Below are 25,346 nucleotides of genomic sequence, written 5' to 3' on the forward strand. Positions count from 1 at the left end.
CGTCAACCCTTCTCCCGAGAACCCCGGATCCAGGTCGCCAGCGTCCGTCCGCTCGAATCGAGGGTCACCAGGTCGGCACTCCAGCCTGGAGCAATGCGACCATGGCTGCCTTCCAGCCGGAGGAAACATGCCGGGTGGCGGCCAGCCATGTTCAGCGCCCGTGCCTGCGATACGCCCAACATGGTTTCCGCATTGCGCACCGCCTGCGCCATGTCGAGATCCGACCCGGCAAGCGTGCCGTCCTCGTTGACGCAGACACCGTCGACCACGTCGACCCGATGCCCCTGCAGCATGAAACTCTTCTCAGTCTGCCCGACGCTCGGCATCGCATCAGTGACGAGCATGATGCGCTCGCCCTTGGCATTCAGCGCCACGCGCATCGTCGCGGGATGGACATGCCGCCCATCCACGATCAGCCCGCACCAGCTATCCCGATCCTCCAGTGCGGCGCCGACGGCGCCAGGCTCTCGCGATGCAAGCGGGGACATCGCGTTGAACAGGTGAGTGAAACCGGTCATCCCGACGTCCAGAGCTCCCCGGATGGCCTCGTAGCTGCCATCGGTATGGCCGGCGGCAACGATCACGCCGGCGGCAACAAGCCGCGCAACCATCGCCGCACTGGTCTTTTCCGGCGCCAGGGTGACGAGCGTGCGACCGCGCTTCAAACCAATGACGGCCGCACAACCTTCATCGTCGAGCGTGATGATCTTGTTGGGATCGTGGATACCCTTGCGATCGATATTGAGGAACGGCCCTTCGATATGAATGCCGAGAACGCCGGGAACTCCCCGTTCGATCGCCTCGTCCACGGCTGCGATACCCGCCCGCACCGTCGCCAGGTCGTCACTGATCAGTGTCGGCAGGAACCCGGTCGTGCCGAAACGACGATGTGCCGCGCCGATGGTCGCAATGGTTTCGACCGTCGGCGCGTCGTTGAACAGCACGCCGCCGCCGCCATTCACCTGGGTATCGATGAATCCCGGCGCCAGGATCGCGCCCTTCAGGTCGAGTCGTCCGGCCGACGAAGGGATTTCCGCCTCAGGCAGGACGGCGGCGATGGTCGTGCCGTCGATGATCACGGCCATGCCATCGACCAGCGCGTCGTCAAGCAACGTGCGGCAGTTGAAGAGTGCGGTTGGCATCAGACGGTTTCGGTCACTTTGCGCAGGTGGGGCGGCGAATCGGGATCGAACCCCCGCCGCACGGATAGCGCGTTGACCGCGCGGTAGAAGGACTGGATCTGCAACATCGGCTGGATCGCGGGCGATGCGTCGATCGTCGGCAACGTCACCGCACCGGGAATCGCACTGCCGGCGCAATAGACGACGCCCCCCTGCCCCAGTGCCTCGCTGACCAGCGAATCGACACCTGCGGCCGTTTCATCGTCCTGGCGAAACACGAGGACCGGGAAATCCGGCCCGATCAGGGCCATCGGCCCGTGCCTCACCTCGGCCGCGCTGAATGCCTCGGCATGAAGACCGCAGGTTTCCTTGAACTTCAACGCAGCTTCCTGTGCGACTCCCAGACCGAGGCCGCGCCCGATGACATATAGCCCGCGCGCATTGGCAAGGCCGTCAACCAGAGGACTCCAGTCCACCTCCCAGGATCGGGCGAGCAGCGCCGGCGCTTCGTCCAGCGCGACGGACAGCGCCTCATCCTGCGCCCAGGCAGCGACCAGGCCAAGGATCGCCGCCAGGGAAGCGATATAGCTCTTCGTCGCCGCGACGCTCTTCTCCGCGCCGGCACGAAGCGGGAGGGTCGAATCGGCCATGTCGGCCAGCGGCGACGCGGCATCGTTGACCATCGCGGCAAGATACGCGCCGCCCGCCCGGCCCGCCTGGACCACGCTCAGCAGATCCGGACTGCGGCCCGACTGCGAGATTGCCAGCAGCAACGTGTCGTCGAGCCGTGCGGCAGCGTGATAGACCGAGGCAACCGACGGTGCGGCTGAACTCACCGGTACGCCGATCACGGTTTCGATCAGATATTTGGCGAACGTCGCTGCATGATCCGAAGAGCCGCGGGCGCAGGTCGACACGGCACGCGGCGGCACATCGCGCAGTCGCGCGGCAAGCGAGCCGACCAGGGCGCGGTTCGCGGTGCGCTGACGCGCGATGACGTCTGCGGCTTCCGCGGCCTCGGCGAACATCAGCGTGGATTCAGGGGCAATGCTCATGCGAGCGCGTTCAATTCTGCAACGAAATCATAAGTATCACCGCGATACCAGCTATGAGTCATCTCGATCGCGCGTCCGTCTTCCAGAAAGCCCCGGCGTTCGATGAAAAGTCCGGGCGCACCCACCTCGATGTCGAGCAGTTTCGCCTGATCCTTGTCGAACAATACCGCCCGCAGGCGCTGCAACGCGCGCACCGGCCGATGGCCGGCAGCGTCCAACGCTTCGTAGAGCGACGCGCCGACCGCCTCCAGCCCAGGCAGGCCGAACCCGGGGATCGTCGAATATTCGAGCGCCATGGGCTGGTCGTCGGCGTACCGGATGCGGTGAAAGCGTAACACGCGAGAGCCAGGGCTAAGTCCCAGCGTGAGCGATTCGTCCGGGTTCACCGAGCTCTCGATCTGGGTGATCCATTCGCTGCGCGCGGTACGGCCCCTCGCGGCCATGTCCTCGGTAAAGGAGGTAAGCTTCGAGAACTGTTTTTCGACCCGTCCACCCACGAACGTGCCGGCACCCTGCCGCCGGGTCAGCATGCCATCGGCCACCAACCCGTCTACCGCCTTGCGCACCGTAATGCGCGAGATACCGAACTCCTTGGCGATATCGCGCTCGGGCGGCAGCGCCTCTTGCGGGCGCAACGCACCTCCCTCGATTCCGCGCCGCAACGCATCCTGCATCTGTTGATAGAGCGGGGCGCGCGCATTGCCGTCGAGCATACCGATCTTGTCGGTCAGGTTGGTCATCCGTGCATCCCTGTTCTCAGCGCCGACCGAAGCCGGCACGACCTCTATAAGACCAATCAAATACCATTTTCCACAAGAAAATTGCACCAACTCGACTGGACTTGCAAAAAATCCGCTTGACGCTGCGATTGGTATGACACATGTTTCACAAATTGGTATGTGATTGGTCATCAACTGACAGGCCAACAAAAATAAAAATGGGGAGAACGGCAATGACCGCAATACGACTTCTGGCTGCATCCGTGAGTTCGTTGGCATTGGCCGCCACTGCGCATGCGCAGAGCACCAATGCTCCCAGCAACACAGCGCCGTCGGGTGCGACCCAGACAGCGCAGAATGATCCGGGCAGCGAGGCTGACATCATCGTCACCGGCATTCGCGGATCGATCCAGGCATCGATCACCGCCAAGCGCGACTCGAGCGTCATTTCCGACGTCCTCACCGCCGAAGACATCGGCAAATTCCCCGACAAGAACGTCGCCGAGGCGCTGCAGCGGATTCCCGGCATCGTCATCAATCGCGAGTTCGGCGAAGGCGAGCGCGTGTCGCTTCGCGGCACCGCGCCGAACCTGACCAAGACGCTGGTCAACGGCCATTCGATCGCCACCGCCGACTGGTTCATTCTCGACCAGGTCGCCTCGACGCGCAGCTTCAACTATCTGACGCTGCCCGCGGAGATCGTCGGCCAGCTAGAAGTGTACAAGAGCCCGCAGGCGGATGTGGAAGAAGGTGGCGTCGGCGGGACGATCAACGTCCACACGCGCAATCCTCTCGACCTGAAGCCGCTTACCCTGTCGGCATCGGTACAGGGCGTCTATTCCGACCGGTCGGGGAAATTCGACCCCCAGATTTCAGGTCTGGTGAGCTGGAAGAACGCCGACGAGACGTTCGGCATCCTCATCGGCGGCATCTACCAGAAGCGGCAGACACGGCGCGACGGTATCGAGGTCTTCGGCTACGCCCCCTTCGCGGTCAACGGCGGGACGGCGAACGTGCCGACACTCATCGGCTCGACTATCTTCAAGCAGGATCGTGAACGCTACGGCGGCAATATCGGCGTGCAGTTCCGTCCGTCGGACACGCTGGAGGTCAATGTTACCGGTCTCTATTCCCGTTTCGGCGCGAACAATTTCAACCAGAACTACATCGCCTGGGCCGAGCGGGCGCTCGGCACCGGGGGAACGATCACCAACGCGACCGTCCAGAACGGCCTCGCGGTCGCCGGCACCGTCACATCGACCAACAACGCCGCCGGCGGCGCGCGCGCCATGGTCTTCGACGCGATCGACCGCAAGGCGTTCGCTGAAACCTATTCGGCCGATCTCGACTTGATCTACAAACCCACCGAGCAGTTGACCGTCCACCTCAAGGCAGGTTGGACCAAGGCGACCGGCGCAACCTCGAACGAGAACTTCCTCGAGACCGCGTCCACCGGCTCGTTCAGCTACGATCTGCGCGGCAAGGCCCCTCAGGTGACTTTCACCTCACCCAATCCGACCTCGCCGGCGAATGCGCTCATCGATTTCGCGCGCATCCAGTCAGTGACTAACGACGACAAGGAAAAATACGCCTATCTCGATCTGGAACAGCAGGTCGACTGGGGCCCGATGAGCGCGCTGAAGGTCGGCGTGAAATATACCGATCACGACCGTTCAGCCCTTCGTCTCGCCACCAATGGCGGCGTGCTGACGCCAGGGCTGGTCTGTGGCGGCGCGCCGTGCACCGCCGCCAGCTTCGCGAGCGGCCAGGGGACGCCTGACGATTTCCTCGACAATATCGCGGCCCCGGGCACCCTGAAGAACTATTGGACCGTGGATCCGGCCCGCCTCGCCCAGATCTACGGATCGCAGGCGGCGGCGCTGACCGCGAAGTTCATCGTCCCCGGCAACACCTATTCGATCAACGAAAAGACCTATGGCGGCTATGCCATGGCCAAGTTCGGCGGCGATGGATGGCGCGGCAACGTCGGCGTCCGGGTGGTCAAGACCGACCAGACATCGACCGGCAGCCTGATCGGCGGCGCGAATCCGCAGTTCACCAACCCCTTTGGCGGATTCACGCCAATCACGTCCAGCCGTTCCTATACCGACGTGCTGCCAAGCGCGAACCTGTCGATCGATCTCTCGCGCAAGGTCGTGCTGCGCTTCGCCGCGGGCAAGACGGTCACGCGGCCCGACTTTGTCGATATCACGCCGGGCATCGACCTCAACGGCACCCTGCTGACCGGGCAGGGCGGCGATCCCAACCTGCAGCCTTACCGCGCCAACCAGTATGACGTGTCGCTCGAATGGTATCCGGATGCCGAAACGATCGTAGCACTGGCTGCGTTCTACAAGGATATCCAGTCGTACATCGTCAACCGGACCTCGACGGAAATCCTGCCCGGACAGTTCGTTCCCGGCACCCAGCCTGCTTCCTGCACGCTTGCGCCAGGCAACAATCCGAACCTGTTCAACTGCCCATACCAGATCAACCGCCGGTCCAACGGCACCGGCGGCCGGAACCAGGGCTTCGAATTCCAGGTTTCGCGGCCGATCTGGGGCGGATTCGGCGCGATCGCCAACTATACCTACTCGGACGCGAAGGCGAGCAACGGCGACCAGATCCCCGGAAACAGCAAGCATTCGGCGAATCTGACCGGTTATTACGAGAATGATCTGCTCAGCGCCCGGGTCTCGTACAGCTATCGGTCGGCCTTCTTCATCGACATCGATCGTGCGGCACCGCTCAACCAGGCCGCGCTGTCCTCGCTCGATGCGTCGCTCGGTATCAACGTGACCAAGAATGTCACGCTGACGGCTGATGCGGTGAACCTGACCAACAAGAAGATCGTGCAATATTCGGGCACGCGCGACCGCGTGCGGGCGATCTACGACAACGGGCGTCAGTTCTACGTTGGCGCGCGCTTCAAGTTCTGATCTGAATAGGCGGGCCGGCCATGCCGGCCCGCTATCCTAGGTTCGTAAAGGTGCCCGGCGTGTCGAGCATTCAGATCTTCCGCAGGGCCCTCCCCTTGTTTGCCGGGGCCCTGTTCTCTTCCGCCGCGATCGCAGAGCCCGCCGCGCTCCTGCCAGCACCAAAATCGCTGAGCGTTGCGGAAGGCGGCTTCACGCTGACCGCGACGAGCGGGATCTCCGTTCCGGCAGGTGACAGCGGCGCACGCAACGCAGCAGAGCGGCTGGCGGAGCTGCTCTCCCGCACCGGCGGCCCCAGGCCCTTGATCGGTGCCGGCGGTATCGTCCGGTTCGAACGCGTGGCGAATATTCCGGCCGAGGGGTATCGCCTCACCACTTCCGCGACCGGCGCCACGATCAGCGCGAGTGACGATGCCGGCCTGTTCTACGGCGCGGTGACGCTCTGGCAGCTCGCCCGACCGGAAAGGCACGGCGTCTTCGTCCCTGCCGTCACGATCGCCGACGCCCCCCGTTTCAAATGGCGCGGGCTCATGCTCGACAGCGCGCGGCACTTTCAGTCGCCCGCCTTCGTGAAGCACGTGATCGACGCGATGGCCGCGAACAAGCTCAACACGTTGCACTGGCACCTCGTCGACGATCAGGGCTGGCGTATCGAGATCCCGAAATATCCAAGACTGACGAGTGTCAGCGGCTGGCGCTTACCCGCCACCGCGCCGGGAGCCCCTGTCCTGCCGCGCACCGGCGGCTTCTACACCGGGGCACAGATCCGCGATATCGTCGCCTATGCAACGAAACGCGGCGTCACCATCGTGCCCGAGATCGAAATGCCCGGTCATGCGCTGAGCGCCATCCGTGCCTATCCGCGTCTGGGCATGGGCGTCCCGATCCCACCGGGGACGGAGAGCGACTGGGGCGTGTTCCCATGGCTCTACAATACCGACGAGGCGACCTTCGGCTTCCTTCAGGACGTGCTCGACGAAGTGATCAGCCTGTTTCCGTCGCGCTACATCCATGTCGGTGGCGACGAGGCAGTGAAGGACCAATGGGCCGCGTCGCCCGTGATCGAGGCGAAGATGAAAGCCCTCGGCATCACGTCCGAGAACAAGCTGCAGAGCTGGTTCGTCCAGCGCATCGGCCGTTATCTCGCCGCGCATGATCGACGGCTGATCGGCTGGGATGAGATTCTCGATGGCGGCATCACGCCGGATGCGACCGTCATGTCGTGGCGCGGCCTAGACGGCGCGGTCGCCGCCGCAAAAGCTGGTCATGACACCGTGCTCAGTCCCGAGCCAGTCCTCTATCTCAATTACCGCCAGGGCGTCACCGCGGCGGAAGGAACGGGTCGCGGCAAGCTGGTGACCCTCGCCGACGTCTACGGTTTCGATCCCGCCCCACCGTCGATCCCGCCCGAGCAGCAGCGCCATATCCTCGGCCTACAGGGCAATGTCTGGACCGAGCACATGCGGACCGAATCCGCCGTGGCGGCGGCCATGTTCCCCCGCGCCGCGGCGGTGGCCGAACTCGGCTGGTCGCCGGCGGGCCCGCGGGACTTCGGCAATTTCGTTCGTCGCCTGGCGCCGCAGATGCAGCGCCTGACGAAACTCGGCATTGAACCGAGCGAAGCACTGTTCCGTCCGGTGGCAACGCTATCCCCGGTCGGCACCAAGGCACAGGTGACGCTCACCGGCCAATCCGGGCTGCCAATGCGCTACACAACCGATGGCACTCTGCCTGGTCCCGCGTCCACGCTCTACGCCGGCCCCCTCGCGCTTCCGATGCCGGCACGCCTGCGCGTCGCGACCATCCTCGACGGCAATACGATGCCGGGCGCCATCGATCTCGCCCTGACTCCCGCTGCCGTCCGCCACCGCGACGATACGCAGCTCAGGCTCTGCTCGGAAGGCATCCCCTTGCGACTGACCGACGATGCCCCGGCGGCCGGTCCCCGCGCGGCATTCCTGCTCGACATCGCGAACCCCTGCTGGATCTATGATGCCGCACCGATGGACGGGGTGCGCTCGATCGCGATCTCGGTCGGGCAGCTTCCCTTCAACTTCCAGATCGGCCGGGACGTGGACAAGATCACATTCCGCCCGCCCGTCACTCCTGCGGGAGAGGTCGAGGTACGCGACGGATGTGAAGGCCCGCGCCTAGCCACCTTGCCGCTCGCCCCCGCCGTCCACCAACCCGGAGTGACCCGGCTGACCTCGCCGATCGCCCCCGTCACGGGCACTCATGATCTCTGCATCACCTATACGGCCAGGGGCGTGAACCCGCTCTGGGCGGTCAGCGCAGTGCAACTCGTGACCGCGCCGTGATCGTTCGGCTTCACGCGCCGATGGCAGGCTGGGCACTCGACCTTGGACAGGTGTCCGACCCGGTCTTCGCCGACCGCATGATGGGGGAAGGTTTCGCCATCGACCCGCTCGACGGGGTGATCCGGGCGCCGTGCGACGCCACTGTCATTGCCGTCGCCCCGACCCGTCACTCGGTCACGCTGAAGCTGGCGAACGGGGCCGACCTGCTCATCCATGTCGGGCTTGAGACGGTCGCACTGGCCGGGGACGGTTTCACCGCCAGGGTGAGCGACGGGGAGCCAGTCGTCCTTGGCCAGGTGCTGCTGGAGGTCGATCTCGATCCCGTCGCGGCGCGGGCCAAGAGCCTCGTCACCCCTATTACCGTAACCAGCGAAGGATTTGCCGTCACGGTGCACGGGACCGATACCCGCGTGCAGGCTGGCGCCCCCCTCGCCGAGGTCGCGCCACTTGCCACCAGTGAGGGCACGACCGATCTTGGCGAGGATACGGCGCGCTGCACGATCCGTGTCCCGCTGCCCAGTGGCATCCATGCCCGCCCGGCCGCGCGGATCGTCGCCGCGCTCAAGCCGTTCGCGGCCGAGATGACTCTCTCCGCGCATGGCAAGACCGCCAATGCGCGCAGCATCGTCGCCCTGCTTTCCGCCGGGATCCGCCATGGCGATGAGATCGAGATTGCCGGTCGCGGGCCGGATGCCCGCGCCGCCACCGCTGCGATCGCCGCGCTGATCGAACAGGGCATGGGTGAGGAAGCGCATCAATCTCCCGCGCCCGTCGCGGCGCCAGCCGCCGATGGCCTCATCCACGGTGTCCGCGCAGCGCCGGGCCTGGCAATCGGCCGCGTCTTCCAGTTCCGCGCCTCCGACATTGCCGTGACGGAGCAAGGCAATGGCCCGGCCGCCGAAAGCGCCGCCCTTGCCGCAGCACGCGGGCGGCTGCTGGCCATTGCCGAGGACAGCACAGGACCCGGCGCCGACATCGCGGCGGCCCACCACACCCTGATCGACGACCCGGAGCTTCTCTCCGCCGCCCGGCACCTCATCGCCGAAGGCAAGAGCGCTGCTTTTGCCTGGCGCAGCGCGATCCACAGCCATGCAGAAGCAATCCGCGCGACCGGCGACCGATTGCTGATCGAGCGGATCGCCGATCTGAAGGACATCGAGCGCCAGATGATCGCGCTGCTCGTCGGCGCCGATACGGCCATGCCGCTGCCGCCGCCCGGCGCGATCCTGATCACCGACGAGCTGCTTCCCTCTCACTTCGCACCGATTGCCGCGGCGCAAGTCGCAGGGATCTGCACTGCCTTTGGCGGCCCAACCGCTCATGCCGCGATCCTCGCAGCGTCGGCCGGAATTCCGATGCTGGTCGCAGCGGGCCCTGGCGTGCTCGACCTGCCGGACGGCGAGGATGTCGTGCTCGACGCGGATCGCGCCGTGCTCGACCCGGCACCCAGGACCGCTGCCCGGGAAGCAGCCGCAGCGCGGCTGATTCATCTGCGCGATCGCAACGCCGCCGACGCAAGCGCCGCGCGGCAGGATTGCGTCATGGCCGACGGCACCCGGATCGAGATCTTCGCCAACCTCGCGGCAAGCACGGAAGCGGCCCCGGCAGTATCGCTGGGCGCCGAAGGCTGCGGCCTGCTGCGCACCGAGTTTCTTTTTCACGACCGCATGTCCGCTCCTGACGAGGACGAACAATGCGCCGCCTATGCGGCAGTCGCCGCAGGGCTGGCGGGCCGCCCGCTGATCGTCCGCACGCTCGATATCGGCGGCGACAAGCCGGTCGCCTACCTGCCCTTTCCGCATGAGGAGAATCCAGCGCTCGGCGCGCGGGGCATCCGTTTCTCGCTCTCCAACCCGGGCCTGCTCGACACGCAGTTTCGCGCGATCCTGCGCGGGGTGCCCGCACCGCAATGCCGCATCATGCTGCCGATGGTGGTCGACGCAGGGGAACTCGCCGCCGCCCGCACGATCCTCGACCAGGCACGAGCCAGCCTTGGGATCGAAACGCCGGTGCCGCTCGGCGTGATGATCGAGACGCCGGCGGCGGCCCTTCTCGCCACGAGCCTCGCGCGCGACGCCGATTTCCTGTCGATCGGCAGCAACGACCTTACTCAATATGCGCTGGCCGCCGATCGCGGCAATCCCGCCGTGGCGGCAATGGTCGACGCACTACACCCGGCAGTACTCCACCTCATTGCCCGCGCGGCGGAAGGCGCACGCACGCATGCACGCTGGCTCGGAGTGTGCGGCGGAATAGCCTCCGATCCCGCCGCCGCGCTAATCCTGATCGGACTCGGCGTCACTGAACTCTCGGCGACACCCGCCGCGATCCCCGCTCTGAAGGCTGCCGTCCGGGCACTCGACATGCCGGCCTGCCGCGCCCTTGCCGCGAGGGCGCTGTCCGCCGCGACCGCCGCCGAGGTGCGCGCGCTGCTCGAAGGAACCGAATGATGCGCATGCGGATAGACGCCTTTCAGCCACTCGGCCGCGCACTCATGCTGCCGATCGCGGTGCTGCCGGGCGCCGGGCTGCTGCTTCGCCTCGGGCAACCGGACATGCTCGACATCACCTTCATCGCGGCGGCGGGCGAAGCAATCTTCTCCAACCTCGGGCTGATCTTCGCGATCGGCGTCGCCGTCGGCCTTGCGCGCGAGAATAACGGCGCAGCCGGCCTCGCCGGTGCGATCGCCTTTCTCGTGACCATCGAGGGCGGCAAGGCGCTGCTCGCGGTACCACCGGCCGTGACCGCCGCCTTTGCCGACCAGGCCGCCCGCGACCTGGCCACCGCAGCATGGAAGGCGAAGGAACTCGCGAAGCTGAGCGTGCCTGCCGGAATCCTCTCCGGCCTCGCCTCCGGCTGGCTCTACAACCGCTATTCGGGGATAAAGCTGCCCGACTATCTCGCCTTTTTCGGCGGCCGCCGCTTCGTGCCGATCGCGGCGGGGTTCGCCGGCCTGGTCGGGGCGGCGGTATTCGGTCTCGGCTTCCCTGTCCTTGAGACCGCCATCGACACGCTGAGCCGCTGGGTCGTGAACGCCGGCCCGGTCGGACTGTTCATCTACGGCACGCTCAACCGGCTCCTGATCGTCACCGGCCTCCATCATATCCTGAACAACATCGCCTGGTTCTTCCTCGGCGACTTCCATGGCGCGACCGGTGACCTGAAACGCTATTTCGCCGGGGACCCGAGCGCGGGCGCGTTCATGAGCGGCTTCTTCCCGGTGATGATGTTCGGCCTGCCCGCCGCCTGCCTCGCCATGTATCGTTCGGCCCTGCCGGGACGGCGCAAAGCGGTCGGCGGCATGCTGCTCAGCCTCGCCCTCACCTCGCTGCTGACCGGGGTGACCGAGCCGATCGAGTTCACCTTCATGTTCCTCGCGCCCCTGCTCTATGCGGTGCATGCCGTGCTGACCGGCCTCGCCATGGTGATCATGGACCTGCTCGACGTCAGGCTTGGCTTCGGTTTCTCGGCCGGGCTGTTCGACTATGTCCTGAACTACGGCCTCGCGACACGACCGCTGCTGCTGTTCCCCGTCGGCGCCGTCTATTTCGGCATCTATTACGCGACCTTCCGGTTCTGCATCCTTCGTTTCGACCTGAAGACGCCCGGGCGCGAACCGGAGATTGCGGACAAGCCAGCAAGCCCCAACGCGCCCGAGGATCTGGCGGCGGGGCTGATGCACGCCCTGGGCGGGGCCGGCAATCTGCGGTCGATCGACGCCTGCACGACTCGCTTGCGGCTGGTGCTGGCCGATCCGGCGAAGGTGGATGAGGCCCGCCTCAAGGCTCTGGGCGCGCGCGGGGTAGTGCGTCCGGGCGGCAACGCGGTGCAGGTCGTGCTCGGCCCGATCGCCGATCGGGTGGCCGGCGAGATGCGGGCCCTCGGCAGGGATACGACGGAGGCCGGGGACGACGGCAAGGCGCGCTGGATAGCGGCGCTCGGCGGTAGCAGGAACGTCCTGGAGATCGCGATCAAGGCCGGAAGGATGCGGGCCCGCATCGCCGACGTCGACGCGATCAACCGAACAGTGATGGACAAGACAGCACGACGGGGCTGGCACGAGGTTTCGCCCGGCGTGGTTCACGCTCTGGACTGACGAGCCGGCGGCGCCACGCACGCCGGAACTCAGTCCTCGCGCAGTGCCAGCGCCGGACGCACGTTCAGCACCGGCAAACTCCCGAGCACGCCGATGCCAAGCGTCACGACGATCGATGCCGCCAGCGTCATGGCAACGACGCCCCAGTCAGGCGCCCAGGGCAGATTGAACACCTGCACGATGACGTACCATCCGGCGCCAGCCCCGATCGCCAGCGCGACAGCCGCCAGCAATAGCCCGAGCACGGCATATTCCATCGCCTGAACGGCAAGGATCTGCGCCCGGCTGCCGCCGAGCAGCTTCAGGATGACGGCATCGAGACGCCGCGCGCGCGCCGAGGCGGCGACCGCGCCGACAAGGACGGCGACCCCGGCGGCGACGGTGACGGCAGCCGCCGCACGGACGGCGAAGGCGATACGGCCGAGCAGTTCGCCGATCTGACCGATCACGTCACCAACCCGGATCAGCGTGACCGAAGGCAGGGCAGCGCCGACTTCCAGCGCGATCGGTCCATCACGATCAGCCGGGGTGTAGATGCTGGCGAGCAGGCTGTGCGGTGCTTCCTCGATCAGGCCCGGCGAGAAGACGATCGCGAAATTCAGGCCGAGCCCGCTCCAGTCGATCGTCCTGAACGCCGCGATCCGCGCCGGCACGTCGACGCCAAGCACGGCCACGGTGATCTCGTCGCCGATCTTCAGCCCGAGCGATGCGGCCGCCTTGTCCTCGATCGACACGAGAGGCGGCCCGCGATAGTCCGACGGCCACCATTTCCCGGCGCTGATCGTGTTCCGCGCCGGCAGAGTCGCCGCCCAGGTGATGGTGCGATCGCCCCGCAGCACCCAGGCATCCTCGGGCAGGTTCTTCATGTCAGCCACCCGTTGCCCCTTGAGCGCGACGATCGATCCGCGCAGCGATGGCGTCGCCTCGAACCGGGCACCGGGGGCGGCGCGCAGGACCGCCGCGCGGAAGGCCGGAGTGTCTTCCGGCTGAAGGTCGATGGCGAAGAAGCGCGGTGCCTTTGCGGGTGCCGCATTGGTCATCTCGCTCGACAAGCTGGTATCGATCGTCGCCAGCGCGACGAATAGCGAAAAACCAAGGCCGAGCGCGACCACCAGCCGGTCGGTCTGCGCGCCGGGCCGGTGCAGGTTGGCGAGCGCCATGCGCAACAACGGCCGGCGCGGCCGCGGCAGTTTCGCCATGCCGCGCCGGATCGCCAGCCCGATCAGCCACAACGCGAGGATGAGCACCGCGATCGCGCCGACAAAGCCCAGCGCCAGAATCTGGTCCGACGCGGTCAGCACGGCGAGCGCGATCAGCGCGGCGAGCAGCCCGACCATTGCCGCGATCACCCGCCAGGATGGCCACCGGCGGCGTGCGACCGCGCCGCGCAGCAACGTCGCGGCAGGCACGCTGCGCGCACGGGCGAGCGCGGGAAGAGCGAACAGGATGCCGACGATCAACCCGAGCACCGCCGCGCTCAGCAGCGGCGCCGGATAGAGCGCGAGGCGAGGTGGCACCGGCAGGGCGTCGCCCGCCACCGCGGCAACGATCGCCGGCACCGTCGCGCCGAGGATCAATCCGCCACCGATCCCCGCGCCGGCGACCAGCCCGAGCTGGATCAGGAACATCGCGGCGATGGTACGCGACCGGGCGCCGAGCACCTTCAGGGTCGCGATGATCGGCGTCTTGCCGGCGAGATAGGCGCTCACGCCGCTTCCCACCCCGACTCCGGCGATGGCGAGCGCGGCGAGCCCGACAAGCAGCAGGAACTGGCCAAGCTGGGCGATGCCGCGCCGGAGCCCGCTCGCGGCGCGATCGGCAGTGCGTTCCGACCAGCCAGCACCCGGGAAACGCGCCACCAGCCGATTGCCCAATGCCTCGGCATCAGTGCCTGGCGGAAGTGTCAGACGATAGCGGCTCTCGTACAGGCTTCCCGGCTGCACCGCGTTGGTCGCATCCAGCCCGGCCATGTCGACGATCACGCGCGGGCCAAAGCTGAACCCGTCGCCGAGCGCATCGGGTTCCTCGGCGATGAGGCCGATCACCGCAAGGCGTGCCGTGCCGATCCGGATATGGTCGCCGACCTTCAGCCCAAGCCGATCAGCGAGAGCGGGCGCGATCGCTGCCTGTCGGCCGTGCGGGCGCGAGGCAAGCGCACCCGGGGCAAGCCTGAAGGTGCCGACCAGCGGCCAGCGATTGTCGACCCCCTTCAGGTCGACCAGGGTCGGCGTCGCGCCAGTGTCGGTCTGCACCATCGCGCGCATCCCGACCGTCTCCGACAACCGCCCTCGCGCGGCGAAGACGGCGCTCTCCTCGACGGTGGCGCGACGCTGCGAGATACGCAGCTGCAGGTCGCCGCCCAGCATCGCCCTGCTCTGCCCCTCCAGCGCGGCGAGGATGCTCGCGGAAAGGCTGCCGATCCCGGCCAGCGCGGCCGTGCCGAGGAAAAGGCACAGCGCAAGCAGCAACAGGCCACGCCCGCCGCGCCGGAGATCCCGCAGCCCCAGCCGCCAGGCGAGCCTCACGCGTGGCGCCGGTCGGCGACGATACGGCCGTCGGCAAGCTCGATCACCCGGGCGCAGCGCGCCGCCAGCGCGGGATCATGCGTGATGACGAACAATGTCGCACCGGTCTCGCGATGGCGCGCGAACAGCAGGTCCATGATCGCGGCGCCCGTCGCGGTATCGAGATTGCCGGTGGGCTCGTCAGCGAACAGCAAGGCCGGGCGCGGTGCGAGCGCGCGGGCGATGGCGACGCGCTGCTGCTCGCCGCCCGAGAGCTGGGCCGGATAGTGATCGAGCCGGTGGCCAAGGCCGACGCCCCGCAGTTCGGCCCCGGCGCGCTCAAAGGCATCGCGCACGCCGGCCAGTTCCAGCGGCACGGCGACGTTTTCCAGGGCAGTCATGGTGGGAAGCAGGTGGAAAGCCTGAAGGACGATGCCGATGCGCCCGCGACGCGCCACGGCCAGCGCATCCTCATCGAGCGCGGCGAAATTCAGGCCGGCCACGCCGACGGCACCGTTGCCCGGCCGCTCAAGCCCTGCCAGGATCGCCATCAGCGACGACTTGCCCGACCCCGACGGGCCGAGCAGCGCGACACTGTCCCCCGTCGCGACCGACAGGTCTATCCCGTGCAGGATTTGCACCCGGGCAGGCGGCTGGCCAAGGGCGAGCGTGACCCCTTCAGCAACGATCACGTTGCTTTCGGAAGGTACAGGGTTATCCGGAGTGCCGGCCGATGCGGAGGAAGATGATGATGCCACGATGCCTGCGATATGGCGTGCTTCGGCGAGTTGTCCAACTGGGCTTGCTCTTCGCACTGACAGCCGCCGCCCCAGCGCCGCCCAAGCCGCTGATCTGGGCGTTCGGCGACAGCCTCACGGCCGGCCTCGGCCTGCCGCCCGACCAGGGATATGTACCGCAACTGGAGCGCGCTCTCCGGCGTGCCGGCATCAATGCCGAGGTACGCAACGGCGGCGTATCGGGCGACACCGCGGCTCAGGGCCGGGCGCGCCTGTTGTGGGGCCTGCGCGGGCTGGGGCGGAAGCCCGATCTCGTCCTGCTTGAGCTCGGCGCGAACGACATGCTGCGCGGCCTGCCGACCGACCAGGTCGCGAGCAACCTCGACAGGATCCTGACGGAGCTGAAGCGGCGGGAGATTCCGGTGCTGGTGATGGGCATGCGCGCCGCCCCCAATCTCGGCACCGCCTATCGCGACGCGTTCGAGAGCATCTATCCGCGCCTCGCCGGACGCCATGGCGTTCCGCTCTACCCGTTTTTCTTGGAAGGCGTGGCGGGCAACCGCACCCTCATCCAGGCGGATGGCCTTCACCCCAATGCGAAAGGCGTCACGATCGTGGTGCGCAGGACCTTGCCGGCCGTGCGGTCGGCATTACGGCGAACACCATAGGCTTTTCCCCGTCCCGCACGGTTAACAGGGAAGCAAACAGGGAATAAAAATTCTTCCCCTGTTATGTTGGATTTTGCAGCAATTTTTCTATCAAGGTATCAATGGCTTATCCGGCCTATTCCCTGTTATGCGGAACAGGGGAAAAAACCGCGCGTAACAGGGGCAATCACCTGCATACCAGGTGCGGCATGCGGCGTAACAGGGGACGCCCTTTTTGGTCTCCGGTCATGTGAAAGAGCGCAGCGATTGCTCGGCAGATAGCCTCCGGCCGGGCAACATCATGTGCGTATTTCGGCAGGGTTGAATCGATCCGGCCATTCTCCCGCGAACGGCTCCGTTTTCCGTCACGGTCCCAGAGAATATGACCCTAGCGAACATCGATCAGGAGGATTTCGGCGAACTTGCGGGATTCGATCCGGATCTCCCTTTCGCTCGCGATGGCGGCGCCTTCGAGTGGTCCGACGGCCTGTCCATTGACCTCGACGCTACCACCGAGTGTCATCACATAGGCCCGCCGTCCCCGCCCCAGGATATAGTCCAACGCCCCCCGCGCGGGCAGGCGCGCGCCGAACACGCGAGCGCGCGAATGCAGCAGCATTGCCGGCCTGTCCTCCGAAAAGCCGCTGGCCAGCAGCGCGAGGCGTCCGGTGTGGCCACGGCCAGGGAACTTCACGACGCGCCGCTGCACCCGCTCCGGCACCGTCTCCATGCGCAGCCTGATCTCGACGAATTCCGCCAGCTTCGCGCCGGGATTGCTTTGGGCATGGACGATCCCGCGGCCGGGGCAGAGCAGTTGCACCTCCCCCGCGAGAGTGCGGTCGACGGCATCCATGTTGACCCGGTGCGCGATCACTCCCTTGCGCACGATCGTCAGGATATCGACGCCGTCGATCGGGTGAGGCGGCATATCAGTGCGCGGTTCGAGGAGATTGTGGTTCAGCGTCGTCAGGGCACCCCAATGGCCCCGCGCCGCATCCTGATATTGCCCGAAGGAAAAATGATGCAACGCCTCCAGCCCGGCAAGTCGCGTGAGGCCCAGCTCGTCGCGGGCGCGCAGCTCGATCATCCCTCCCTCACCCCCGGGGTGAGGCGGTAGCCAACGCCGGGCTCAGTGATCAGCAGCCGCGGATCGCCCGGATCCTCCTCGATCTTCTGCCGCAACAGGCCGACATAGACGCGCAGATACTGGCTGTCCGCGCCCTCCGACCCCCATCCCGCGGCAAGCAGTCGCTTGTGCGTGACCACCTGCCCCGCACTGAGCGCGAGGGCACGCAGCAGATCATATTCCTTGCGCGAGAGCCTGACCGGTTCCCCGTCGAGCCTGACATGGCGCCCGACAAAATCGATTTCGAGCGGCCCGCCGCGATAGGCCTCGGGCTCGCTTTCAAGGCTATTGCCGCGCCGGATCGCGGCACGGATGCGTGCCATGAGTTCGCCGATCTCGAACGGCTTGTTCACATAATCGTCGGCGCCATTGTCCAGCGCCGTGATCTTCTCGGCCTCCTGATGGCGCGCCGAGATCACGATGATCGGCACTTCGCTGGCGGCACGGATGCGCTTGATGACGTCCTTGCCATCCATGTCGGGCAGGCCGAGGTCTAGCAGGACGACGTCTGGCCGTTCCGAAAGTGCAAGACTGGACGCGCCGTTCCCGTCCGAGGCCACGCTGACCTGATAGCCGGCGGCCCCCAGCACAGGCTGAAGCACGGCGACAAGCGAGGGCTCGTCATCGACAAGCAGGATATGGGTCATGGTGCCCGGGTTCCTTCGGCAAGCGGCAGGCAGATGGTGATGAGAGTGCCGCGGCCCTCGATGCCCGGAACGGTCGCCCCGATGGTCCCGCCGAGCGCCTCGACAAAACCCTTGGCGATCGCGAGCCCGAGCCCGCTGCCGCGCGGGGAAGCTTCGCTTCGCGCGACACGGTAGAAGCGGTCGAACACGCGCTTCGCATCCTGTTCGGGAATGCCATAGCCCTCGTCGGTAATGGCGATGCGGCAAAGGCCGTCGGTCCGCGCTATCTCGATCCGGATGCGGGTGCCGTCGTCGCTATAGGTGATCGCATTGTCGAGGATGTTGATCAGGACTAGTTCGAACAAGGCCGGATTCGCCGCGATCAGCAGATCGGATTCGCGATCGCGCATCATGATCGCGCGCGCGCCCGCCCGCGACCGTACGCGCTGAACGGCCGCAGCGACCATTTCGGAGACGCTCAGGATCTGCAGCGGCGCAGGCCCGCCGCCCGTTTCAAGCCGGCTCATCTCGAGCAGGTTCGCAGTATAGCGATTGAGCCGCTCGCCTTCGTCGACGATGCCCCGCAACAGGCGCATCGAGGTCTCCGGATCAAGTTTTTCCCCATAGGTGATCAGGCTCGACGCCGACGCGCTGATCGCCGCGAGCGGCGTGCGGAAATCATGGCTGACCGATGCGAGCAACGCGCTCTTCAATTCCTCCGCGCGCGCCGAAGCGTTCCGTTCGGTCATCTGTTCGGAAAGTGCGGCGCGTTCGAGAGTCAGCGCGACCATGTTGCCGAGTGCATTGACGAAGGCGGGTTCGATACCGCGAGGGCGAAAGGGTTCGACGACCATCGCGATCGGCGCCCCGGTTCCGCGTTCCAAACGACGACCGAGCAGGCCGCCGTCCCGAAGCATCGGCGCCGGGCTCGACAGCACCGTCGCGGCGAATGCGCGCCATCGCGTATCGTGCGGGATCTGGTCGAGCGAGACCAGATCAGTTCCCTCGGCACGGAAAAGCGACACGCGCGCCCCGAGAATGTCATGCGCGGCCTTGCCGACCGTTGCGACGACATCCTGCAATCGAAGCGCGGATTGCAGCGCCCGGCTCAGTTCGAGCAGACTATTGAGTTGCAGGTTGCTGACGCGCGCAGCCTCCGCATGGTCCTTGAGCCGCCCGGCAAGCACCCCGGACACGAGCGCGCAGAGATTGAAGACGACCAGCGGCGCGGCGTCGCTGCCCGTCGCAAGCCGGAAGGTGAGCACCGGCTCGGTCAGGTAGAAATTGTAGATCAGGAAACCGACCAGCGCGGCGATCAGGGCCGAGGCAAGGCCGCACAGCGCGCCCGCCACCGTGATCCCGAGCACGAAGACGAGCGCCGCCGCGACCTCGCTGACCTGGGAGGCGGCGAAGGAACCAGTAGCTGACAGAACGACCAGGAAGATCGTCAGCAGGAACTGCCGGGGGCTCAGATGCAGTTTCACCCCGCGCATGGTGTCGAACAACGAGGTGCGGCCATCCGTCATCGATTATCCGGTTTTCCCTGCCTTCGGTCCGCACCCTGATGGTCCACGACGGCGGGCGCTAGCTCTTGGGAGGGGAGCATCGGGCTGCCCACCGCCGTGGTGATGGAGCGCCTCCTCCGGGGGGAGGAAAGACCGTGCGGAGGGGCCGCAACGGAGGGGCTCGCCAAATGGGGATAGGGGCACGCCGGCCGGTCAGTCCATGCATAAAAAACCTATAGTAACACCCCTCCCCCGCTCCGTCCTAGGCATTGCACGACTCAACTCCCCTGGAGCGAATGATGAACAAACTGGTCCTGACCGCCGTGATCGGCGCCGCGATGCTGACGGGTTGCGCGAGCAAGCGCCTGCCGGTCGACGGCAACAGCTATGCACCCGGCGCGGGCGAGACTCCCGTCGTGGAGAACACGCTGGCAAGCCTGCAGGCGGATCTTGCCGCGTCGGCCGGCAGCGACCGTGTATTGTTCGGCTATGATTCCTTCACCCTCACCCAGGAAGCGCGCCAGACGCTGGTTCGCCAGGCCGAGTGGTTGCGCCGGCACCCCGACGTCGCCTTCTCCATCGAAGGCCATTGCGACGAACGCGGCACGCGTGACTACAACCTCGCACTGGGCGATCGTCGCGCCCGGGCCGCGGCTGCCCTCCTCGCCGCCGAAGGCATCTCGCCGATGCGGATCAGGACTATCTCCTACGGCAAGGAACGCCCCGAGGCGCTCGGTTCCGACGAGACGTCCTACGCCGCCAACCGGCGCGCCGTGTCGATCGTGATCGGGAACAATGGCGGCTGATCTGTTTCGCTGCCCCCATCCGCGTATCGCGCCGGCACTGATCGGGCTGTTGACCTGCCTGGCGACCGGCGCGTGCGCACCCCATGACAAAAGCGCCGTGACCACCGACGAGCGGCGATATGACTGCGATTCAGGCAGTTCCTTCTCCGCCCAATTCTCGAACGGGAAGGTGCGGATCGACACGGGCGAACGCCGCTACGATCTGGTACGGCGCCCGGCATCGCAGGGCGTCCGCTACGGTTCCGACCATGTCGCCTTTGCCCAGGACGAAGACCGTGCCGTCCTGATCGGCGCCGCTGGCGGCCCCTATAAGGGATGTAGCGAAGTTGGCTTTCGCCTGAGCGACCAGGGCCTGACCAGTCCAGCTTGAACCGTCATCCCGGATTTGGCATCGCCGTGCCGGGTACCAACCGGTTTCGCGACCCGCCGCCGGTCAAGCCCGGAATGACCGACTGATCGACGTCACATTCCAGTGGGAAGCTCAGTCAGCCGCGATCGGCCCCTTGGGAGGCTGCGGGCGCCGGGTCAGCCACACAATGCCGACCAGGATCGCGCAGAGCCAGGCCGACACGCGGAACAGATCGGTCGAGGCGAGCAGATAGGCCTGCCCCACCATCTGCCGGGAGATCGCCCCCGCCGCCTGCAGATCGGTCAGGCCAAGGTGCCCAAGCGCCGAGCGTGCTGCCTGTAGTGGCGATCCCGTCCCTATCGCTTCGGAAAGATGGCTTTGGTGCAGCGCCTCGCGCCTGTCCCATGCGGTGGTGATGATCGACGCGGCGAAACTGCCCGCGGTGATGCGCGCAAAGTTGGATATGCCCGTCGCCGAGGGGATGCGTTCCGGCGGAATGCCGTCAAGCGAGATGGTCACCATGGCCAGGAAGAAGGTGCTCATCGCCACGCCCTGGACAAGCATCGGCAGCATGAAATCCCACGCGCTGGCGCCCGTCGTGTAGCCCGACCGCATGTAATAGGAGATGCCGAACGCAATGAACGCGATCGACGCGAGGATGCGCGCGTCGACCTTGCCAGAGGCGCGCGCGATGAACGGCGTCAGGATGACCGCCACCGCACCACTCGGCGCGGCGACCAGCCCGGCCCAGGTGGCAGTATATCCAAGCTGGGTCTGGAGCCATAGCGGCAGGATCAGCGTGTTGGCGAAGAACACCGCATAGCCGAGGCAGAAGGCGATCGACCCGAACAGGAAATTACGGCTCTTGAACAGGGTCAGGTCGACAGTCGGGTTGGCGTCGGTCAGTTCCCAGATGACCCAGGCGACAAAACCGATCGCGGCGATCACCGCCATCACGACGATCCGCGTCGAATTGAACCAGTCGTCGTTCTTGCCGAGATCGAGCATCATCTGAAGCGACCCGACCCACAGCACGAGCAGGATCAGCCCGACCTGATCGATCGGCAGCTTGCGCGTCGGCGTCTCGCGGGTGCGCAGGCTCCGCCAGCAGACCGCGGCACAGAACAGGCCGACCGGCACGTTGATCAGGAAGATCCAGCTCCAGTGATAATTGTCGGAGATATAGCCGCCGAGGATCGGCCCCATGATCGGCGCGACCAGCGTGGTGATCGACCAGATGCCGAGCGCGGTGGACCGTTTATCCGAGGGGAAGATCGCGATCAGCAGCGCCTGGCTGCCCGGGATCATCGGACCGGACACCGCACCCTGCAGGATGCGGAAGCCGATCAGCGACGGCAGGTCCCAGGCGATACCGCACAGGAACGACGCGAGCGTGAACAGCAGCACCGAAACGCTGAAGGTCTTCACGACGCCGAAACGGCCCATCAGCCAGCCGGTCAGCGGCACCGCCACGCCATTGGCCACCGCAAAGGCAGTGACGATCCAGGTCGAATTGTCGCTGCTGACGCCAAGATTGCCAGCGATCGTCGGCAAGGAGACGTTGGCGATGGTCGAGTCGAGCACCTGCATGAAGGTGCCGAGCGCCAGCGCGAAGGCGGTAAGGGCTAGCGCACCGCCCCGGAGCGGCGCCGGGGCGGCGCTGGCCATCAGCGGTTCGCCGCGATGATCTGCGCGATGCGCGCCTCCACCTTCGGATCGCCGCCGTCGGACGCGCCGTCGCGATAGGCCTGCCGCGCGGGCGCGCCGATCCTGGCACCGGACGTATCGGCGGTATCGACCGTCGCGTTGACCGACAGGCCGACGCGGAGCGGATTGCGCTGCAGGTCGGCGCTATCGATCGCGATCCGCACCGGAAGACGCTGGACCACCTTGATCCAGTTGCCGCTGGCATTCTGCGGCGGGAGCAGCGCAAAAGCGTTGCCGCTCCCAGCGCCGAGGCCGATGACATGGCCGTGATAGACGATGCCGCTGCCATACATGTCAGCCGTCACTGTCGCACGCTGGCCGATGCGGATGTCCTTGAGCTGCGTCTCGCGGAAATTGGCATCGACCCACACCCGATCGAGCGGAACGACCGCCATCAGCGGCGTGCCGGCCGCAACCTGCTGGCCGAGCTGGACCGTGCGCTGGGCGACCACACCGTCGATCGGCGCGGTGATGTGCATATGGCTGCGCACGATCGCCGCACGGCGATAGGCGGCGATCGCGGCGAGCACTGCCGGATTGGTCGAGACGGTCGTGCCCTGTACCCCGGTGCGCGACTGGGCCTGCTGGCTGCGGGCGAGCGCCAGGTTTGCCGAGGCAACCTTCACCGCGTCGGCGGCATGGCTCAGTTCCTCGCCCGAAACGGCGCCTTCGGCCGCAGCGCCGCGACGCCGCGCAAGGTCGTTCTGCGCACGCGCAAGTTCAGCCTGGGCCTGAACTACCGCCGCACCAGTCTCGTTGAGCTTGGAGAAATCGGACCGGGTCGCGCGGACCGACCGCGCCAGTTCCGCCTCGGCCGCGGCGAGCCCGACATCAACCGTGGCGGGATCGAGATCAAGCAGGGGCTGGCCGGCGCGCACCGTCTGGGTGTTGTCGGCATGAATCGCGAGGATCGTGCCCGGATCGCGCGCCGTGATCGCCACGACGTCGCCGGCGACATAGGCGTCGTCAGTCTCCTGCTCCGGCGCGGCGAGGAGGAAGTGGAACACCGCCCACACGATCGCCGCGATGAGGACGACCGCCGCAAGGATAGTCAGCCCCCGTCGCCGCGCGCCGGGGTTTCCGCGCACGGGCGCGGCCGGTGGCGTGTCCTGCGCGGGAGCGGCCTGCGCGTCGGTCGCCTCGATCTTTTCCATCTTGGTCATTTCACGTCCTTCGGATCGAAACCGCCACCCAGCGCCAGGACCAGCGCGACGCGCTGGCTGGCGGCGTCGGCCGCGAGATTGGCATCGGCCTGCTGCGCGTCGAGCAGCCGCACGTCATTGTCGACAAGACCCAGGCGGGATTCGAGCCCGCTCGACACCCGGATCGTGTTGAGCCTTCCGGTCTCGGCAAGACCCCGCACGACCTCCGCCTGACGGGCACGATCTTCCGCCGAGCTCCTGATACGGGCCAGCGCATCGGCAGCTTCGTGTACCGCGCCGACGACCTTGCCATTGTAGTCGGCAATGGCGAGATCGACCCCTGCAGTCGCGCCCTCAAGGCTCGCCTTGAGCCGGCCATTGTCGAAGATCGGAAGATGGATCGCGGCACCCGCGCCGGCAGTGCCGGCATCGGCGTTGAAGAAATTGCCGACCCCGATTGCCTGCAGTCCGGCCAGTGCCGAGAGATTCACGTCCGGATAGAAGGCACGCCGCGCAGCCAGCCGCCCTTGCGACGCCGCATCGATACGCGCCAGCGACGCGGCGACGTCAGCCCGTCGCGCGAGCAGATCGGCCGGGATCGTCGCCGGTAATGGCAGGGCAGCGTCAAGCTGCAACGTCGCGGGCGCGATGGTCGCGGAATAGTCCAGGCCGCGCCCGGCCAATGCCGCCAGCGCGTTCGCCGCCAGGACCCGCTGCGCCGTTGCGCGCACCAGCGCCTGTTGCGCCTGCGCAAGCAAGGTGTGGGCAGCCTGTGCGTCGAGGTCGCTCGCCAGCTTGTTGCGGATGCGGGCCTGTACCAGCCGCAGCGACCCTTCGCGTGTCGCGATCGTCCGCCCGGCGAGCGCCGCCTGCCGCTCCGCGCGCGCCAGCTCGATATAGGTCTGCACGACTGACCCGGCGAGCGCGAGCCGCGCCGCGGTCGCGTCGAGCGCGGCAGCCCGAGTCGAGGCACGGGCACCGGCGATCACGGCCTTTTGCCGGCCGAACAGATCGAGATTCCAGTCAAGACTTGCCTGGGCCTGGCCGATGAAGCGCGTGGTGCCAGCAAAGGGTGGCGGGATCTGGTACTGACCGCTCAGGCGCGCGACTTGCGCCTGGCCGTCGAATACCGCGTTGGGCCCGTTTTGCGCACGCTGGCTCGACAGGATCGCACTTGCCTGACGCACGCGGGCGAGCGCGGCCTCAAGCGAAGGATTGCCCGCCTGCGCATCGGCGACCAGCCGATCGAGCTGGAAATCGCCGAACGAGCGCCACCAGCCGTCCACGATCACCGGGGTAGCTGAATCGCCGCCGCCGGACAGGCCAAGCGCTGAATCCGCAATCGGCACGACCTCGGGCCGCGACGCCGGGATGGCGCAGCCGGCAAGCAAAGCAGTGGTGGCGAGAGCGAGAGCGGTCAGGCGCATGAATCGTCTCCGACGCTGGCCTCAAGCGAGGTCCGCAACCGCTGCAGATGGTTGATGAACTGTCCCGCGTCCTCGGTCGACCAGCCATCGAGCCAGCCGTTCCACCGGTCGACCACGCCATGCATGCACCGCTCGGCGATATCCCGTCCCTTGTCGGTCAGGACTAGATTGACCACGCGCCGGTCGTCCGCGTCGCGATCGCGTGCCACGAAGCCGCGCTCCTCAAGCGAATCGACCAGGCGAGTCGTGGCGCCCTTGTCATGGCCCAGGTCATGGGCGAGCGCGCGGCAAGTCGGACCGCGATCATACCAGATCGACACGAGCGCCGACCATTGCAGATGGGAGATGCCCTCTTCCACGAAGATCGGTTCAAGCCCGACCAGCGCAGACTGGTAAATGCGTTTGGTCAGATACCCGACCGAGACATCGGGATTGAACTCCCCGCGGGTGTAAACCGGCACGTCGTTGCTCCAGCAATGATTGCTTCGGCAACTAATAAGGTCACGACAATCCCGACGCAAGGCG

General features: G+C 66.6%; 19 protein-coding genes. 7 read left to right on the plus strand and 12 right to left on the minus strand.

Annotation, left to right across the window (positions count from 1 at the left end):
• Positions 1–2: 2 nt before the first annotated feature.
• The 3 genes from nagA to NDN01_RS13655 are packed head-to-tail and all read right to left on the minus strand — an operon-like array spanning position 3 to position 2,916.
• A complete protein-coding gene (gene nagA / locus NDN01_RS13645) occupies positions 3–1,142 on the minus strand; it encodes an N-acetylglucosamine-6-phosphate deacetylase (RefSeq protein ID WP_272622038.1) in 1,140 nt (379 codons plus the stop codon).
• Entirely contained in the window at positions 1,142–2,176 is a 1,035-nt protein-coding gene (locus NDN01_RS13650) for an SIS domain-containing protein (RefSeq protein WP_272622040.1), read from the minus strand. The genes nagA and NDN01_RS13650 overlap by 1 nt, the downstream gene beginning before the upstream one ends.
• Positions 2,173–2,916 (minus strand): GntR family transcriptional regulator, encoded by a 744-nt coding sequence (locus tag NDN01_RS13655; RefSeq protein WP_272628202.1) that lies wholly within the window; start codon positions 2,914–2,916, stop codon positions 2,173–2,175. The genes NDN01_RS13650 and NDN01_RS13655 overlap by 4 nt, the downstream gene beginning before the upstream one ends.
• 242 nt (positions 2,917–3,158) lie before the next feature.
• Between NDN01_RS13655 and NDN01_RS13660 the strand changes: the two genes are divergently transcribed.
• Genes NDN01_RS13660 through nagE form a run of 4 tightly spaced genes read left to right on the plus strand, consistent with a single transcriptional unit; the run spans position 3,159 to position 12,245 of the window.
• Positions 3,159–5,834: a TonB-dependent receptor gene (locus NDN01_RS13660; protein WP_272622042.1), complete on the plus strand. Its 2,676-nt coding sequence runs from the start codon at positions 3,159–3,161 to the stop codon at positions 5,832–5,834.
• Between the two features lie 20 nt (positions 5,835–5,854).
• Positions 5,855–8,149 (plus strand): family 20 glycosylhydrolase, encoded by a 2,295-nt coding sequence (locus tag NDN01_RS13665; RefSeq protein ID WP_272622044.1) that lies wholly within the window; start codon positions 5,855–5,857, stop codon positions 8,147–8,149.
• Positions 8,146–10,599 (plus strand): phosphoenolpyruvate--protein phosphotransferase, encoded by a 2,454-nt coding sequence (gene ptsP / locus NDN01_RS13670; protein WP_272622045.1) that lies wholly within the window; start codon positions 8,146–8,148, stop codon positions 10,597–10,599. The genes NDN01_RS13665 and ptsP overlap by 4 nt, the downstream gene beginning before the upstream one ends.
• Entirely contained in the window at positions 10,599–12,245 is a 1,647-nt protein-coding gene (gene nagE, locus NDN01_RS13675) for an N-acetylglucosamine-specific PTS transporter subunit IIBC (RefSeq protein ID WP_272628204.1), read from the plus strand. Before ptsP ends, nagE begins: the two co-directional genes overlap by 1 nt.
• A 29-nt stretch (positions 12,246–12,274) precedes the next feature.
• On the opposite strand, the gene NDN01_RS13680 is transcribed toward nagE, so the two are convergent.
• Together NDN01_RS13680 and NDN01_RS13685 are read right to left on the minus strand one after the other, a co-directional pair.
• Positions 12,275–14,770, minus strand: a complete 2,496-nt coding sequence (locus NDN01_RS13680) for an ABC transporter permease (RefSeq protein WP_272622046.1) — start codon at positions 14,768–14,770, stop codon at positions 12,275–12,277.
• A complete protein-coding gene (locus NDN01_RS13685) occupies positions 14,767–15,441 on the minus strand; it encodes an ABC transporter ATP-binding protein (protein ID WP_272622047.1) in 675 nt (224 codons plus the stop codon). Before NDN01_RS13685 ends, NDN01_RS13680 begins: the two co-directional genes overlap by 4 nt.
• A 59-nt stretch (positions 15,442–15,500) precedes the next feature.
• On the opposite strand from NDN01_RS13685, the gene NDN01_RS13690 reads away from it, so the two are divergent.
• A complete protein-coding gene (locus tag NDN01_RS13690; protein ID WP_443025249.1) occupies positions 15,501–16,154 on the plus strand; it encodes an arylesterase in 654 nt (217 codons plus the stop codon).
• Positions 16,155–16,521: 367 nt separating this feature from the next.
• Here NDN01_RS13690 and NDN01_RS13695 read toward each other — a convergent pair whose 3' ends face one another.
• From NDN01_RS13695 to NDN01_RS13705, 3 genes are read right to left on the minus strand one after another with little or no spacing between them, the layout of a single operon-like run.
• A complete protein-coding gene (locus NDN01_RS13695) occupies positions 16,522–17,220 on the minus strand; it encodes a pirin family protein (RefSeq protein ID WP_272622049.1) in 699 nt (232 codons plus the stop codon).
• Positions 17,217–17,906 (minus strand): response regulator transcription factor, encoded by a 690-nt coding sequence (locus NDN01_RS13700; RefSeq protein ID WP_272622050.1) that lies wholly within the window; start codon positions 17,904–17,906, stop codon positions 17,217–17,219. Before NDN01_RS13700 ends, NDN01_RS13695 begins: the two co-directional genes overlap by 4 nt.
• A complete protein-coding gene (locus NDN01_RS13705) occupies positions 17,903–19,411 on the minus strand; it encodes an ATP-binding protein (protein WP_272622051.1) in 1,509 nt (502 codons plus the stop codon). The genes NDN01_RS13700 and NDN01_RS13705 overlap by 4 nt, the downstream gene beginning before the upstream one ends.
• 275 nt (positions 19,412–19,686) lie before the next feature.
• Between NDN01_RS13705 and pal the strand changes: the two genes are divergently transcribed.
• Complete coding sequence (pal, locus tag NDN01_RS13710; protein ID WP_336298300.1) at positions 19,687–20,196, plus strand: peptidoglycan-associated lipoprotein Pal; 510 nt, start codon at positions 19,687–19,689, stop codon at positions 20,194–20,196.
• Positions 20,186–20,566, plus strand: a complete 381-nt coding sequence (locus NDN01_RS13715) for an MliC family protein (RefSeq protein ID WP_272622052.1) — start codon at positions 20,186–20,188, stop codon at positions 20,564–20,566. Before pal ends, NDN01_RS13715 begins: the two co-directional genes overlap by 11 nt.
• A 111-nt stretch (positions 20,567–20,677) precedes the next feature.
• Here NDN01_RS13715 and NDN01_RS13720 read toward each other — a convergent pair whose 3' ends face one another.
• From NDN01_RS13720 to NDN01_RS13735, 4 genes are read right to left on the minus strand one after another with little or no spacing between them, the layout of a single operon-like run.
• Positions 20,678–22,213, minus strand: coding sequence for a DHA2 family efflux MFS transporter permease subunit (locus NDN01_RS13720; protein ID WP_272622053.1), 1,536 nt, complete (start codon positions 22,211–22,213; stop codon positions 20,678–20,680).
• Complete coding sequence (locus tag NDN01_RS13725; RefSeq protein ID WP_443025119.1) at positions 22,213–23,415, minus strand: HlyD family efflux transporter periplasmic adaptor subunit; 1,203 nt, start codon at positions 23,413–23,415, stop codon at positions 22,213–22,215. Before NDN01_RS13725 ends, NDN01_RS13720 begins: the two co-directional genes overlap by 1 nt.
• On the minus strand, positions 23,412–24,821 hold the full coding sequence (locus tag NDN01_RS13730; RefSeq protein WP_272622054.1) for an efflux transporter outer membrane subunit: 1,410 nt from the start codon (positions 24,819–24,821) through the stop codon (positions 23,412–23,414). Before NDN01_RS13730 ends, NDN01_RS13725 begins: the two co-directional genes overlap by 4 nt.
• Positions 24,812–25,282 (minus strand): MarR family winged helix-turn-helix transcriptional regulator, encoded by a 471-nt coding sequence (locus NDN01_RS13735; RefSeq protein ID WP_272622055.1) that lies wholly within the window; start codon positions 25,280–25,282, stop codon positions 24,812–24,814. Before NDN01_RS13735 ends, NDN01_RS13730 begins: the two co-directional genes overlap by 10 nt.
• Positions 25,283–25,346: the final 64 nt, after the last annotated feature.

Origin of the sequence: Sphingomonas sp. QA11 (assembly GCF_028473665.1) — a bacterium.
Taxonomy (GTDB): Bacteria; Pseudomonadota; Alphaproteobacteria; order Sphingomonadales; family Sphingomonadaceae; genus Sphingomonas; species Sphingomonas phytovorans.

Excerpts from the sequence above, each read along its gene's own strand:
- nagE (WP_272628204.1), top strand. The coding sequence starts at position 10,599 with ATGCGCATGCGGATAGACGCCTTTCAGCCACTCGGCCGCGCACTCATG.
- pal (WP_336298300.1), top strand. The coding sequence starts at position 19,687 with ATGATGAACAAACTGGTCCTGACCGCCGTGATCGGCGCCGCGATGCTG.
- NDN01_RS13695 (WP_272622049.1), bottom strand. The coding sequence starts at position 17,220 with ATGATCGAGCTGCGCGCCCGCGACGAGCTGGGCCTCACGCGACTTGCC.
- NDN01_RS13655 (WP_272628202.1), bottom strand. The coding sequence starts at position 2,916 with ATGACCAACCTGACCGACAAGATCGGTATGCTCGACGGCAATGCGCGC.
- NDN01_RS13720 (WP_272622053.1), bottom strand. The coding sequence starts at position 22,213 with ATGGCCAGCGCCGCCCCGGCGCCGCTCCGGGGCGGTGCGCTAGCCCTT.
- NDN01_RS13650 (WP_272622040.1), bottom strand. The coding sequence starts at position 2,176 with ATGAGCATTGCCCCTGAATCCACGCTGATGTTCGCCGAGGCCGCGGAA.
- NDN01_RS13700 (WP_272622050.1), bottom strand. The coding sequence starts at position 17,906 with ATGACCCATATCCTGCTTGTCGATGACGAGCCCTCGCTTGTCGCCGTG.
- NDN01_RS13690 (WP_443025249.1), top strand. The coding sequence starts at position 15,501 with ATGCCACGATGCCTGCGATATGGCGTGCTTCGGCGAGTTGTCCAACTG.
- NDN01_RS13730 (WP_272622054.1), bottom strand. The coding sequence starts at position 24,821 with ATGCGCCTGACCGCTCTCGCTCTCGCCACCACTGCTTTGCTTGCCGGC.
- nagA (WP_272622038.1), bottom strand. The coding sequence starts at position 1,142 with ATGCCAACCGCACTCTTCAACTGCCGCACGTTGCTTGACGACGCGCTG.
- NDN01_RS13705 (WP_272622051.1), bottom strand. The coding sequence starts at position 19,411 with ATGACGGATGGCCGCACCTCGTTGTTCGACACCATGCGCGGGGTGAAA.
- NDN01_RS13665 (WP_272622044.1), top strand. The coding sequence starts at position 5,855 with ATGCCGGCCCGCTATCCTAGGTTCGTAAAGGTGCCCGGCGTGTCGAGC.
- NDN01_RS13715 (WP_272622052.1), top strand. The coding sequence starts at position 20,186 with ATGGCGGCTGATCTGTTTCGCTGCCCCCATCCGCGTATCGCGCCGGCA.
- NDN01_RS13725 (WP_443025119.1), bottom strand. The coding sequence starts at position 23,415 with ATGACCAAGATGGAAAAGATCGAGGCGACCGACGCGCAGGCCGCTCCC.